This is a genomic window from Pseudodonghicola flavimaris, from assembly GCF_030164425.1.
GTDB lineage: Bacteria > Pseudomonadota > Alphaproteobacteria > Rhodobacterales > Rhodobacteraceae > Pseudodonghicola > Pseudodonghicola flavimaris.
Map to the genome: position 1 here is coordinate 1 of NZ_JASNJD010000039.1, position 12,787 is coordinate 12,787.

Annotated in this window: 12 protein-coding genes; 3 read left to right on the forward strand and 9 right to left on the reverse strand. The window is 64.0% G+C overall.

Annotated features, from left to right (window positions below; all coding sequences use genetic code 11):
• Positions 1–187: 187 nt before the first annotated feature.
• From QO033_RS24805 to QO033_RS24840, 8 genes are all read right to left on the reverse strand, one after another.
• Positions 188–964, reverse strand: coding sequence for an SDR family NAD(P)-dependent oxidoreductase (locus QO033_RS24805; RefSeq protein WP_284483384.1), 777 nt, complete (start codon positions 962–964; stop codon positions 188–190).
• An 83-nt stretch (positions 965–1,047) separates the two neighbouring features.
• The gene (locus tag QO033_RS24810; RefSeq protein WP_284483385.1) at positions 1,048–1,788 is read right to left on the reverse strand and encodes an SDR family NAD(P)-dependent oxidoreductase; all 741 of its coding nucleotides are present in this window, start codon (positions 1,786–1,788) and stop codon (positions 1,048–1,050) included.
• Positions 1,785–2,267, reverse strand: a complete 483-nt coding sequence (locus QO033_RS24815) for a VOC family protein (RefSeq protein WP_284483386.1) — start codon at positions 2,265–2,267, stop codon at positions 1,785–1,787. The genes QO033_RS24810 and QO033_RS24815 overlap by 4 nt, the downstream gene beginning before the upstream one ends.
• A 14-nt stretch (positions 2,268–2,281) precedes the next feature.
• Positions 2,282–2,998: an ABC transporter ATP-binding protein gene (locus QO033_RS24820; protein ID WP_284483387.1), complete on the reverse strand. Its 717-nt coding sequence runs from the start codon at positions 2,996–2,998 to the stop codon at positions 2,282–2,284.
• The gene (locus tag QO033_RS24825; protein ID WP_284483388.1) at positions 2,995–3,747 is read right to left on the reverse strand and encodes an ABC transporter ATP-binding protein; all 753 of its coding nucleotides are present in this window, start codon (positions 3,745–3,747) and stop codon (positions 2,995–2,997) included. Before QO033_RS24825 ends, QO033_RS24820 begins: the two co-directional genes overlap by 4 nt.
• Entirely contained in the window at positions 3,744–4,970 is a 1,227-nt protein-coding gene (locus tag QO033_RS24830; RefSeq protein WP_284483389.1) for a branched-chain amino acid ABC transporter permease, read from the reverse strand. Before QO033_RS24830 ends, QO033_RS24825 begins: the two co-directional genes overlap by 4 nt.
• Before the next feature lie 4 nt (positions 4,971–4,974).
• Positions 4,975–5,940, reverse strand: a complete 966-nt coding sequence (locus tag QO033_RS24835; RefSeq protein WP_284483390.1) for a branched-chain amino acid ABC transporter permease — start codon at positions 5,938–5,940, stop codon at positions 4,975–4,977.
• A 70-nt stretch (positions 5,941–6,010) separates the two neighbouring features.
• A complete protein-coding gene (locus QO033_RS24840) occupies positions 6,011–7,255 on the reverse strand; it encodes a branched-chain amino acid ABC transporter substrate-binding protein (RefSeq protein ID WP_284483391.1) in 1,245 nt (414 codons plus the stop codon).
• A gap of 253 nt (positions 7,256–7,508) precedes the next feature.
• Between QO033_RS24840 and QO033_RS24845 the strand changes: the two genes are divergently transcribed.
• From QO033_RS24845 to QO033_RS24855, 3 genes are all read left to right on the forward strand, one after another.
• Complete coding sequence (locus tag QO033_RS24845; protein WP_284483392.1) at positions 7,509–8,252, forward strand: FadR/GntR family transcriptional regulator; 744 nt, start codon at positions 7,509–7,511, stop codon at positions 8,250–8,252.
• A 778-nt stretch (positions 8,253–9,030) separates the two neighbouring features.
• Positions 9,031–9,258, forward strand: coding sequence for a hypothetical protein (locus QO033_RS24850; protein ID WP_284483393.1), 228 nt, complete (start codon positions 9,031–9,033; stop codon positions 9,256–9,258).
• A gap of 381 nt (positions 9,259–9,639) precedes the next feature.
• Positions 9,640–12,084 (forward strand): calcium-binding protein, encoded by a 2,445-nt coding sequence (locus QO033_RS24855; RefSeq protein WP_284483394.1) that lies wholly within the window; start codon positions 9,640–9,642, stop codon positions 12,082–12,084.
• 138 nt (positions 12,085–12,222) lie between these two features.
• On the opposite strand, the gene QO033_RS24860 is transcribed toward QO033_RS24855, so the two are convergent.
• Positions 12,223–12,540, reverse strand: a complete 318-nt coding sequence (locus QO033_RS24860) for a cupin domain-containing protein (RefSeq protein WP_284483395.1) — start codon at positions 12,538–12,540, stop codon at positions 12,223–12,225.
• Between the last annotated feature and the right edge of the window lie 247 nt (positions 12,541–12,787).

The window sequence follows — 12,787 nt, forward strand, 5'->3', positions numbered from 1 at the left end:
CATGCACCAGCCCCTGCCCGGCAAGCTCCAGCACCTTCTCCTCAAAGGCGCGGATCAGATGCAGCTGGCTCAGCATCGTCCGCCCGACCGTCGGGTCCAGCGCACTGCGATCCTCATCCGACGCCCGTATATCCCGCCACATCGTTCGCGGCCTCAGATCGTCATAAATCGGCATGTCTCTTGTCCTTTACAAATAGCTGTAGGAGGACCACCCGCCATCGGCGACCAGCGTCTGACCGGTCACATAGGCGGAGGCATCCGAAGCGAGAAACAGGGAAGCGGTGGCGATTTCCTCGGGCGTCCCGAGCCGTCCGGCCGGCACCCGCGCATTGAGAACGTCGAGGTCGAGCCGCCCCTGGGACACCAGCGTTTCGGTCAGCGCGGTGCGGACATAGCCGGGCGCGATGGCGTTGACGCGGATGTTGCGGGCGGCCCATTCGATGGCCAGCACCTTGGTCAGCGCCACCACACCGGCCTTGGCAGCGCAGTAGGCCGCGCGTTCGGGAGCCGCGACCACCCCATACATCGAGGCGGTGTTGACGATGCTGCCGCCGCCCTGCTCCGCCATGATCCGGCCGGCGGCCTGCGCCACGAAGAAGGCACCGCTGAGGTTGACGTCGATCGCCCGGCGCCATGTCGCCTCGTCCAGATCGAGCGAAGGCGCGTTGCCGGAGATGCCCGCGTTGTTCATCACCACGTCGAGCCGGCCGCCAAAGGCCAGGGCGGCGGCGCAGGCGGCCTCGACCGCTGCGGGATCGGTGATCGACCCGGAGAGGGCCGCGACGGTGCCGGGACGGTCCGCGTTCAACTGCTCGGCCGCGCGGTTCACCCCGGCCTCATCCAGATCGAACAGCACGAGCCGTGCCCCGGCGCCGGAAAACGCGCGCGCCATGGCAAGGCCGAGCCCCGAGGCCGCGCCTGTCACGAGCGCCGTGCGGCCCGAGAAATCGAAGGTGGTGGTCATGGTGTTTCTCCTCCGTGCCCGGGCGAAGGTCCAACCGCCCCGGGCAAAAACTGATGTTGATCTTCGCGTGCGGGTCGCGCGGATCAGCTCATGTACAGCCCGCCGTTGACGTGAATGGTTTCGCCGTTGACGAAGCTCGCCGCCTCGCTGCACAGGAAGGCGATCACGGTGGCGATCTCGGAGGCCTGCCCCATCCGGCCCATCGGCGTGTGCCGCAGCGTGTCGTCGCCCCGCGTCGCGATCAGGTCGCGCGTCATCGGCGTTTCGATCACCCCGGGCGCCACCACATTGACCCGCGTCTGCGGCGCAAGCTCGTTCGCAAGCGCCCGGGTCAGCGCGCTGATCGCGCCTTTCGAGGCCCCGTAATGCGCATTGGTCTTGGCGCCACGATGGGCGGCCAGGGAGCTGAGATTGACGATGGATGAGCCCGGTTTCAGATGCTCCACCGCCCGGCGGGTGAGATAGAACACCCCGTCGAGATTGATCGACAGCGTCCGCCGCCATTGATCGTCGGTCATCTCGGCGAAGGGTTCGGCCCGGTAGATGCCGGCAGAGGGGACGAGAAAATCGATGCCGCCCAGCGCCGCCGCCACCGCGACGATGCGGTCGGCATCCTCCGGATCGGCGGTATCGACGGCGAGCGTTTCCACCTGCCCGCCGTTCGGAGCCATGAGCGTCGTGGCAAACTCCGCCAGCGCCGCGCCATCGAGATCGGCCAGCACCAGATTGGCGCCGGCCGCATGGAACAGCTCGGCCACGGCGCGTCCGATACCACCATTGGCACCGGTGAGAACCAGGGTACGGCCTGCGAAATCGAACATCATGCCGCGCCCCCCACCAGATCCGCGCGATACTCGGCGATGTCGGCATATTCGACGATCTCGACGATATGTCCCTCCGGGTCCCGCAGGAACGCCAGGAAGGTGCCCGGGCGCACTTCCACCGGTTCCGCACCGGTCATCAGCGCGGCGCCCGCGGCGACCGCGCGGGCCACCACGGCGCGGAGATCGTCGACGATGAAGGTCAGATAGCTGGCCTCGCTCCGGTCCAGGATGTGATCCGTCGGCGCCGGACGCGCAGCGGGTGCCTCCTCCGGCGCGAGCAGCTTGATCCGTTCGCCCCAGGGGGTCTGCAGCCGCACGACGCGATAGGCGCCCCGGCTGAGGGCAGCGACATCCGCCTTGCCGGCGGGCACAGTCACATCGGCCACGATCTCGAGACCGAAGGCTTCCCGATAGAACTCCAGCATCCTGGGCAGATCGCGGACGGTCAGCCCGACTTCCATTGGTGCGGTCATTTTCATGGTGTTTTCCTCCCTTACACCGCGAGCCATTCGTCGGTGATTTTCGGATTGGCGTTGAGTTCGTCCGGCGTGCCTTCGAAGACGATCTGACCGTGGCCCATCACGCAGACCCGGTGCGACACCTGCATCGCGATGGTCAGCTTCTGCTCCACCAGCACCACGGAGACGCCGTGTTTGTTGATGTCCGCGATCACCTCGCCGACGACGGTCACGATCTTGGGCGCGAGCCCTTCGGTCGGCTCGTCGATCAGCATCACCAGCGGATTGCCCAGAAGCGAGCGGCACATGGTCAGCATCTGCTGCTCGCCACCTGACAGGCTGCCCGCGCGGGTGTTGCGGCGCTCCTTGAGGCGCGGGAAATAGGTGAACATCTGTTCGACCGTCCACTGCGGCGCGCCCCGGGGCCCGCTTTGCCGCCCCATCTCAAGGTTCTCGTCAACAGTGAGGTTGAGGAAAATCTCCCGCTCCTCAGGCACATAACCGATACCGCGCCGACAGATCGCGTAGCTGCGCTGCCCCGCCAGATCAACGCCATCAAGACGCACATGCCCCTCGGTCGGCGGCACCAGTCCGATGATGGATTTCATCGTGGTGGACCGCCCGGAGCCATTGCGGCCCAGCAGGCTGACGACCTCGCCGCGCGCCACATCAAAGGTGACGCCATGCAGGATGTGGCTTTTGCCGTAATGGGCGTGCAGCCCCTCGACGGACAGGATGGTGGTTCCGCTCATGCCGCCTCCTCGCCCAGATAGGCTTCTTTCACGCGGGCGTTGCCGCGAATGTCCTCAGGGGTGCCGGTGGCGATGATCTCACCGTAGACCAGCACGCTGATCCGGTGCGCCAGCGAGAAGACGACGCTCATATCGTGTTCGACGATCAAAAGCGTGCGGCCCTCGGTGATCTCGCGGATCAGACCGGCGGTGTAATCGGTCTCCTCATGCGACATGCCCGCCATCGGCTCATCGAGCAGGATGACCTGCGGATCAGAGGCCAGCGTCATGCCGATCTCAAGCGAGCGCTGCTCGGAATAGGACAGCTGGCTGGCCAGCGTCTGGGCGCGGTCGGTCAGGCGGATTTTCCCCAGAAGGTCGTCCACCTCCTCGTTCACCTGCCGCAGCCGAGCGGCAGAGCGCCAGAACACGAATTGCAGATTGTGTTTGCGCATCACCGCCAGGCGCAGGTTCTCGAACACCGAAACGCCGGGGAAGATGTTGGTGATCTGGAACGACCGCGCCAGCCCGCGACGGTTGACCTCCGCCGGTTTCAACCCGCCGATCTCCCGGCCATTGAGCAGGATATGCCCCTTGCTCGGCGCGAACTGGCCGGAGCAGAGATGAAACAGCGTCGACTTGCCCGCCCCGTTCGGCCCGATCACCGCGTGACGCTCGCCGGGCAACACATCCAGATTGGCATCCCGGATGATATGCGCCGGGCCGAAAGACTTGTGAACATGCTGCAGCGACAGAATGGGATCGCTCATGCCTGTGCCTCCTGACGGTCCGCGACGCGGCGGTTGACCGTGACGACGAGGGCGATACCGAGACCGAAGAGCCCCAGCCCGACCGCCCAGGGCAGCACCGAAAGCGGCGCCCAGTCGTATGAGAAGAGAGAGATCGCCGGCCAGTTCCCCTCGGACACCCCGGCGCGGTATTCGCTGGACAGGAAGCGCTGCAGGAATTCGATCAGGAACACGGCCCCGGCGGCGGCAACCGCAAGGCAGAGCAGACGCAGCAGCGTGGCGCCGAGGGACCGTGCGACGCCCTGACCGCTGCGGTGCCGCAGCCGCTCGACCAGTTCCCCCACCAGACCGCGGGGCAGGAACATCATCACCAGGACGAAGATGATCCCCTGGTAGAGCAGCCAGACCCGGGTGAGATCCGAGGTCACATAGCCAAAGAAGGTCATCACCGCGCCACCGATGGCCGGGCCGAGGAAGACGCGCACGCCGCCGATGAAGCTGTTGAGCACCACCGCGGTGGAGATGTGGGATTCGAGCACGACATAGTTCGCCGCCTCGATGTTCATCGACTGAAGCGCCCCGGCGATGCCCGCGAACATGGCCGAGATGGCAAAAATCAGCGTGCCGAGCGCATGGGTGTTGTAGCCCAGAAACCGCAGGCGATGGGCATTCTCCCGCAGGCCGAGGGTGATACGTCCGAGCGGCGTCTTGCTGAACAGATACAGCAGGCCGATGCACAGAAGCGTCCAGACCAACGTCAGGAAATAGACGTCGGTCAGCGATCCGAAGCCGATCCCCCAGGCCGGCATGCGGAAGGAGGACACGCCCGCCTCGCCACCGAAGACGGCTTTCAGGTGCGAGGCCAGCGCGTGCAGAAGCTCGGCCAGCGCCAGCGTGATCATAGCGAAATAGACGCCCGTCCGCTTGGTGGAGAAATAGCCCGCGACCAGCCCGCTGATCAGCCCCGTGGCCCCGCCGACCAGCGGCAGCAGCGGCGTCGGCAGCAGCCCCGCGCCGCCGAAGGCATTCATCGCATGGACGGCTGCAAAGGCCCCGACCCCGAAATAGGCTGCATGACCAAAGCTCAGCATCCCGGCCTGGCCGCACAGCAGCCCGAACGCCATGGCAAAGAGCGCGGCGATCAGCATCTGCACGGCAGCGTTGAGCATGGAGCCCGAAACCAGCCACGGCAGGGCGATCAGCAGAGCGACGGTGGCCAGAAGAAGAAGCGGTGCGAATTTCATGGGGTTATTCCTTCTCGCCCATCAGTCCGGAGGGGCGCAGCACCAGCACGAGCAGCATGATGAAAAACGGCAGGGTGGCCGCGAGGCTCGACATGCGCATGGTCAGAAGCCCGCCGAGGTCCTCGGCCCAGCCGCCCATGCCCACCAGCGACATCAGGTCCGCGATGCGCAGATCACTGCCCACCGCCAGCGAATTGGTAATGCCGATCAGCAGCGAGGCCGCCATCGCGCCGCCCATGGAGCCGAGACCGCCGACCACCACCACGACGAAGACCATGACACCGAGCTCAAGGGCCATGTTTGGATTGGTTGTATAGAACGCCCCCGCCACGGCACCGGCGAGGCCGGCCAGAGCCGCGCCGATGCCGAAGACGCCCATGAACACCATGGGCACGTTATGCCCCAGCGCCTCGGCCATCTGCGGACGGTAAATGGCAGAGCGCACGACGATGCCCACCCGGGTTTTCGTCAGCAGCAGCCAGATCGCGATGAACATGACGACGGCGATGCCGCCCATCAGCAGCCGGTAAAACGGATAATCTATGCCCGAGAGCGAAAACGCCGCAAAGTTCAGCTCCGCCGGCACACGGTAATCCACCGCGAATTTGCCATAGACCATCTTGATCATCTCGGCGATGACCACGGACAGACCGAAGGTCACCAGAAGCTCATGCGCGTGGCCGTGCTCGTGCACATGGCGCAGGATGAAGCGTTCGACCAGAATTCCGACGCCCATCACCAGCACCGGCGCCAGGATGATCGCCAGCCAGAACCCGGTCAGTGGTTGCAGCGTATAGGCGAAATAGGCGCCGAGCATATAGAAGGACGCATGGGCAAAGTTCAGAACCCCCATCATCCCGAAGATAAGCGTCAACCCAGCCGACACCATGAAGAGCAAAAGCCCGTAGATCGTCCCGTTGAGCAAAGCGAAGAGTATCTGGTCCACACTGACCCCCGTGAGCAGCGGCATAGCTCCGCCATGACCGGGGCCCGCAGCCCCGGTCACGACATGCTTTTCTGCGTGAGTGGCGTGACCGGGATCAGCCCGGACGTTTCATTTTGCAGCTGGCCTGCACCGGCTGTTCGGCATCCCTGGCCGCGATCACCTTGATCGGCACAAACCCGAATTCGGTGTTATCGGCCTTGTAGACCGCGTCGCGGCTGACCTCCTGGACGATCATCGGCAGAACGGCCTGGTGATCCGCGGCGCGCATCGAAATCGTGCCCATCGGCGTGTTCGCGGTGGCGTTTTCCAGCGCTACAGCAAGATCGGCGGCGTTGAGACCGTCTTCGGTCGGCTCCACCGCTTTAAGCGCTTCCTGCAGGAGCATCATGCCGAACACGGTCACCGGCTCGACATAGCTGGGATAGTGTCCGGTGACGGATTTATAGTCTTCCATGAAGCCGGCGGTCTGGTCCTGGTTCACTTCCGGGTTGAACGGCGCGGAGAGAAAATGCCCCTCGGCCACGGCACCGGCGTTGCCGATGTTGCCCGGCTGATCGAGGAAAGCGGTGCCGAAGCGCACGTCAAGCCCTGCCCCGCTGGCCGATTTCATCAGCAGCAGCAGGTCGTTGGACCAGTTGCCGGTGATCACCGTATCGGCGCCGGCCGCCTGAATGCGTTGCACATAGGGGGAGAAATCCTGGATCTTGTTCACATCGTGCAGAGTCTGCTCCACCACAGTGAACCCGAGCCGGTCGGCGGCTGCCACGGTGTTGTCCTGCACGTCGATGCCCCAGGAGTAGTTCTGGTTCATCGCATAGACCTTGCCGCCCAGAACGCCGGCCTCGCTCATCCCGTCGAGCAGCGTGTTGACGCGGATCGCGGCGTTCGGGCTGGTGCGAAAGTGGTAGTAGTGGCACTTGGCGCCGGTCAGCTCCATCGCCTCGCCGCCGAGGTTGATGTAGAGCACCTCGTTGCCCGCGTTGCGCAGGTTGTACTTGCGCACATCCTCGGTCACCTGCCCCGCCACTGCAGAGGACGAACCCTGGAGGATCACATCGGCGCCGTCGGAGATCGCCGCGCGCACGCGATCCGCCGCGCCCACCGGGCCACCCTGGTTGTCGTATTCGAGAAGCTCGATCGGCTCACCACCGAAACCGCCGGCGTCGTTGATCTTGCCGATCTGATATTTCACCGCATCGCGGTACAGCAAACCGGTCGAAGCCTGCGGCCCCGACAGAGTTTCCACGAGCGCAATTTTCAACGGTTCCGCGCCCGCAGCCGTCGCGCCGATTGCCAGCGCCATTGCAGCCGTACTGCGTGCGAAAGTCCTCAATGCCATGCTGTCCTCCCTGACATATGGTCACAAGGAGATGCTGCATCTCCCTGGATCGCCCTGTGATTACACAAATGGTCTTACCAGTCAACAACTGGGCAGACCAATTTTTCAGATCAGGCAACCCACTGATTTCATGGCGTGAAGAGATCAGGGATTTCTCTATGAAAATAACGGCAACACATTGTTGCTTTTGAATAAATTTCCCTTCCACCTGTCAGACCGGTCAGGTATGATTCGACCACAGAAGGAAAAATACATGTCACCAACCAGTCGACTCTCCGCCGGTCAGCCCACCGCCGCCGGCGGTGCGCGCAGCGGTCACCTGCCCGATGAGATCGCCCAGGATCTGGGTGCGAAGATCAGCTCCGGCGCCCTGCCTGTCGGCAGTCGCCTGCCGTCCGAGCGGGATTTGTGCACCCAGTATTCGGTCAGCCGCGCCGTCGTCCGCGAGGCCCTGTCCCAGCTCAAATCCGACGGGCTGGTCGCCGCCCGCGCCGGCAGCGGCGTCTATGTGACCGAGCGCGATTCCACCAATGCCTTCCGGTTCCAGACCTTCGCCGTCTCCGACCTGAAGCGCCTGGAAGAGGCGATGGAACTGCTCGTGAGCATCGAGGTCGCCGCGACCCGTCTTGCCGCGCTGCGTCGCACCCCAGAGGATCTGAAAAAGATCAAACGGGCGCTGATCGGCATGGAATACGCCATCGCCAGCGAACGGCTGGGCGACGAAGAGGATTATCAGTTCCATCAGGCGATCGTCGAAGCGACGCACAACCAGCACTTCATCTCGCTTTGCCAGCACCTCGAAGCAAGCGCGCGCAACATCATCCGCCAGGCACGCAGCAATACCAAGGCCAACCACGCCGATCTGCTCGACGCGGTCCAGGAAGAGCACAAGGCGATCTACAAGGCACTGGAGGACGGCGACGAAGAACGCGCGGCCGAAGCCGCCGCCCGCCATCTGAAAAACGCCGCGAAGCGGATCCGGATCTACCTCAGATAGGCCGGACCGGGGCGGCGGCCGCAGCGAGGCGCCCGGTCGACCGCCGGAGGCGGTTTGAGCAAAGCAGGCGCGGCCTCCCCTCCCTCCGCGACGGAAGCGCCCCAGCTGGGCAGAACTGCACCAGGCAGCGGGTGGACATAGGCGCGACGGACAGGCGCGGGCGGTTGGGCGACATCTCTCACGAAGCGCATCACGACCCCCTGACCGACGCGCGAGCCCCCGCCGCATCTTGCCCGTCGCAGCTCGGGACCGCAGAACGCGGGCAAATCGCGGACCGCCCGACTTCAGACTCTGACGCTCCCCCGGCCCCTCTTCCCGCGGCGCGTTTACCGGGCGTTAATCCCGCTTGACTTTCCTCTGGAGGAGGACGCATGATGGTTTACCTTACGTAAGTTGGTTATGATTTTATCCCCCTTGCCAAAGTGAACAACTGCCCGGCATCCCCAAGCGTCGGGCTTTTTCTTTGCGCCGCCCCGCATCCCTGCAAATCTGGACGCGATGACCCGCTTCCACGACAACACATCTTCGCCCCGACCGATCTCTCTGCGGTGTCCGGGGGTCGCAACCGTCTGGTTTCCTGTCGGACTCGCATTGTCAGGCACCCCTCACTATATTCCAAGACACCCAAGACGAGACCCACCCGGAACTGTGTCTGACCCCAGTGCCCCGGGTTGTGTTCCCGTCATTGCCGGCGCAGCCGTTCCGATCGGATCGTTGACCGACAGAGCGTCGATGTATCCCCGGCGAAAATAGTGCTCCATCAAAAGGAAGTGTCCCAATGGAAGAACTTCCACAAATCCCCTACTCGGTGATTGAAACGACCGATGATGGCTTCACCGCCGAGCCGTCCGAAAGCACCGAAGGCGGTGTCGAGAGGTTTGACCGGGCTGTTCGGGACTTCATCTCCACGTCTTCTGGCTGGACCCTGTTCAAGGCGCATCACAGCAACGAAAAAGACATGAGCATGATCGATCTGGCGATTTTCGTCCGCTCCGGCGGCAAGTGACGCTCCGCCGCCACGACGGCCCGCGCCCTTCCGCAACCAGGATCCCCGCCCTTCAGCCCGACGGCCCCCACTGCCGGAGCCGGGCCTGCATTCGCTTCGCCTTTGATGTGGACGGGTGCGAATGAGCGTGGTTAGGTATCTCCTAATATCTAAAGAAGCAAATTCCTTAAAGCGCTTGAGCAGGACAAAGCGGTGTGGCGAGGGGCCATTCATCCCCCTTGGCTGTCGCTCTCGGAACCAAAGACCACCTTTCTTCAAGCTTCACATCAAATGGCCTTTGCTCCAGCCGGGAAAACGAGCGGATCGCATTCCCGTCGGAAAACAGGCGCTCTCTGTTTTCTCTCTCCGGCATGACCCGCCGGCACCGATAGGAGTTTCGTCATGCCCGTGAACATTCTCGCCAGCGGTACTTCGACACAAACGCTCACCGCGAACAATCTGCACCTTCTGCCTGAAGGGAGCTCGATCTTCCCGACCTCTGGCGATGGCATCGTTGCGATCACAGCGACCGAGCCGGACCTGACGATACGCGGCGCGGTAACCGGATCCACCGCGATCAATTATTTCAATGTCGACGGCGGCCGGGCCTTCATCCATATCGCCGCGACCGGAACGCTCGACGGTGACGAAGGAATCCGCAGCGAACGCTTCGCGACGTTCATCGAGATGGCGGGCTCGATCACCGCCGCACTGCGGCCTGGCATCAACCTCGAGACCCCGGTCTCAGGCACTTCGCGCTCACTCTTCCCCTCGGCGATCTCTGTCTCTGGGCAGATCTTCAGTGAAGATGACGGGATCAGGCTGGGGCAGGAGAATGCCACCGTCACCGTGTCTGGGCGGATCCTTGCCACGACCGGCATCGACGTCTCAGCCAGCAATACCCAGATCACCAATACCGGCGAGATTGTCGGAACCGGTTTCGGCTATGGTTCCAACTCGACCCCTTTTGTTCATTTTGGCTATGCGATTCGGGGAGCCGCAGCGCTCGACATCGTCAACGCAGGCACGCTGAGCGGTTCGGCCGAGAGTGTCGTTCTGTCGACATCGGTCGACGCAAGCGACCGGCTGCTCAACCTTGGCCTGATCGATGGCGGCGTCGCCCTGAACGGCGGCGACGACAGGGTTGTGAACCGCGGCACCATCGCCGGTGACGTCGCGCTCGGCGCCGGGGCGGACCTCTATCGCGGCCGCGACCAGGGCTCCGTCGACGGCACGATCAACGGTGGCTCCGGGGACGATACGCTCATCGGCAGCAATGAAGACGACACCATCGATGGCGGCACAGATCACGACACGATCCGTGGGCGCGGCGGTGACGACATCCTGTCAGGCGGCACCGGCGGCGGCGACAGCATCTTCGGCGGTTCGGGTGACGATACGATCACCGCGGGTGACGGCGCGACGTGGATCTCTGCCGGCGCAGGCGAGGATATCGTCGATGGCGGCGCACAGGATGACATCCTTTTCGGTGGTGCCGACGACGACGACATCGCCGGCAATGGCGGCGCCGACGAGATCCGGGGCGGTGCCGGCGACGACTGGCTCACCGGCGAGGCCGGAGACGATACGCTGATTGGCGGCCGCGGCGACGATACGCTGTCAGGTGGCAACGGCATCGACTATCTCTCCGGCGGCAGCGGCGACGACAGCCTGAACGGTGGCGGCAACAACGACACGCTGGACGGCGGCGCCGGGGCCGACACGATGGAGGGCGGCTTGGGGGATGACACCTATGTCGTCGACAATACCGGCGATACCGTCACCGAGGTTGCCGGCGCGGGCTACGACACGGTGAAGACAACCCTCGCCACCTTTGCCCTGACCTTTGCCAATGTCGAAAACCTCACCGGCACCTCAGGCGCCGGCCAGACCCTCACGGGCAACGCGCTCGATAACGAGATTGTCGGTGCCGGCGGCGATGATGTGCTCTTCGGCAAGGCCGGCAACGATTGGCTGGACGGCGGCGCCGGGGCCGATCAGATGACTGGCGGGGCGGGTAATGACACCTATGTCGTCGACGATGCCGGGGATGTGGTGACCGAGGCCGCCAACGGCGGCACCGATCTGGTCATCACCGATCTCGCCTCCTTCTCCCTGACCTATGCCAATGTGGAGAACCTCATGGGCACCTCCGCCAGCGCCCAGGTGCTGGGGGGCAACGCGCTGGACAACATGATCTTCGGCGGCTCCAACAACGATGCGCTCTACGGTGGCTTCGGGAATGACAAGCTCAACGGCGGGCTCGGCAACGATGTGCTGAACGGCGGTGCCGGCGACGACACCATGGTCGGCGGGCTCGGCGACGACAGCTACACCGTCGACAGTGCCGGCGATGTGGTGACCGAGGATTCCGCGGCCGGGATCGACACCGTGCGGACCGCGCTGTCGTCCTACAGCCTGGGGACCGTCGCCAATGTGGAGAACCTGATCGGCCTGTCCGCAGGCGGCCAGGTGCTGGCCGGCAACACGCTGGACAACACGATCACCGGCAACGCCGGCAACGATGCGCTCTATGGCGGGCTCGGCGACGACACGCTGCGGGGCAACGCCGGCAATGATGCGATGAACGGCGGCGGCGGCAGCGATACCTTCATCTTCGCCGCCGGCTTCGGTCACGATACCGTCAACGGCTTCCATGCCGGGGCGACCGGGGATGCCGATGTGATCTCGATCTCCAGCGGGCTGATCGCCGATTACGCCGATCTGCTGAGCCATACCGCCGATGCCGGTGCCAACACCGTGATCACGGTGGATGCGTCCAACACCATCACCCTGCTCGGTGTGCACAAGGCCGATCTGGACGTCTCCGACTTCTCGTTCTTCTAAGCCGGCAGGCGTTGCCGACACCGCCTGACCGTCTCAAGACCGGCGAGAGGGGCTGGGAGTTCTCCAGCCCTTCTCACTCAACCAAGCCTCACAGGCACGGCCAGGATCGCCCCGGCCAGTTCAGCTCTGCGCCCCGGGCTAGGAGGCTGAGCGGGGGGCTTCCAGAAGCTCGACCTCGATAAAGGCGCATTCGAAGTCATTCGGGTTGATCACGTCGTGCTCGATGCCGAGCTCGCGGAAGGCCGGCACACCATTCTGCATCGGCGCCTGCACGACCTCGCCACTGGCAAGCTTGACATCCAGAACCCCGTCGAACAGAGGAATAAAAATGAAATCAAAGGCATGACGGTGCCAGCCGGTGCTGTCGCCCTTGGCCTTGAACCGCCATTCCGTGACCTTGACCCGCTCGTTCTCGATCATCACCGTCGCCAGGGCCGATCCGCCTTCGCCGCACATTGCATTCCCTCTTGGTTGTTTCGCCGAACCCTAGAGCGGGAAAAGCGACCGGTACAGCGACAACGGGGCGCCTGCTGCCCGTGATCGCAACGGAAACGGCCTGACGAGCGGTTCTGCCAATCGAAGCATCGTAAGCGCCCGATTGATGCCGCCTGCCTGATGGAGGCGGACCGAGATAAGACACGTGCATAACGACGTCTTTAGCGACGTGTCTTATCGGGAGGCGCTATGTTGGGTGAGGTTCTGG

Coding starts and splice junctions, on each gene's coding strand:
- QO033_RS24805 (WP_284483384.1), bottom strand. CDS start 964: ATGACCACCACCTTCGATTTCTCGGGCCGCACGGCGCTCGTGACAGGC.
- QO033_RS24855 (WP_284483394.1), top strand. CDS start 9,640: ATGCCCGTGAACATTCTCGCCAGCGGTACTTCGACACAAACGCTCACC.
- QO033_RS24830 (WP_284483389.1), bottom strand. CDS start 4,970: ATGAAATTCGCACCGCTTCTTCTTCTGGCCACCGTCGCTCTGCTGATC.
- QO033_RS24845 (WP_284483392.1), top strand. CDS start 7,509: ATGTCACCAACCAGTCGACTCTCCGCCGGTCAGCCCACCGCCGCCGGC.
- QO033_RS24815 (WP_284483386.1), bottom strand. CDS start 2,267: ATGAAAATGACCGCACCAATGGAAGTCGGGCTGACCGTCCGCGATCTG.
- QO033_RS24835 (WP_284483390.1), bottom strand. CDS start 5,940: ATGCCGCTGCTCACGGGGGTCAGTGTGGACCAGATACTCTTCGCTTTG.
- QO033_RS24810 (WP_284483385.1), bottom strand. CDS start 1,788: ATGATGTTCGATTTCGCAGGCCGTACCCTGGTTCTCACCGGTGCCAAT.
- QO033_RS24825 (WP_284483388.1), bottom strand. CDS start 3,747: ATGAGCGATCCCATTCTGTCGCTGCAGCATGTTCACAAGTCTTTCGGC.
- QO033_RS24860 (WP_284483395.1), bottom strand. CDS start 12,540: ATGTGCGGCGAAGGCGGATCGGCCCTGGCGACGGTGATGATCGAGAAC.
- QO033_RS24840 (WP_284483391.1), bottom strand. CDS start 7,255: ATGGCATTGAGGACTTTCGCACGCAGTACGGCTGCAATGGCGCTGGCA.
- QO033_RS24820 (WP_284483387.1), bottom strand. CDS start 2,998: ATGAGCGGAACCACCATCCTGTCCGTCGAGGGGCTGCACGCCCATTAC.
- QO033_RS24850 (WP_284483393.1), top strand. CDS start 9,031: ATGGAAGAACTTCCACAAATCCCCTACTCGGTGATTGAAACGACCGAT.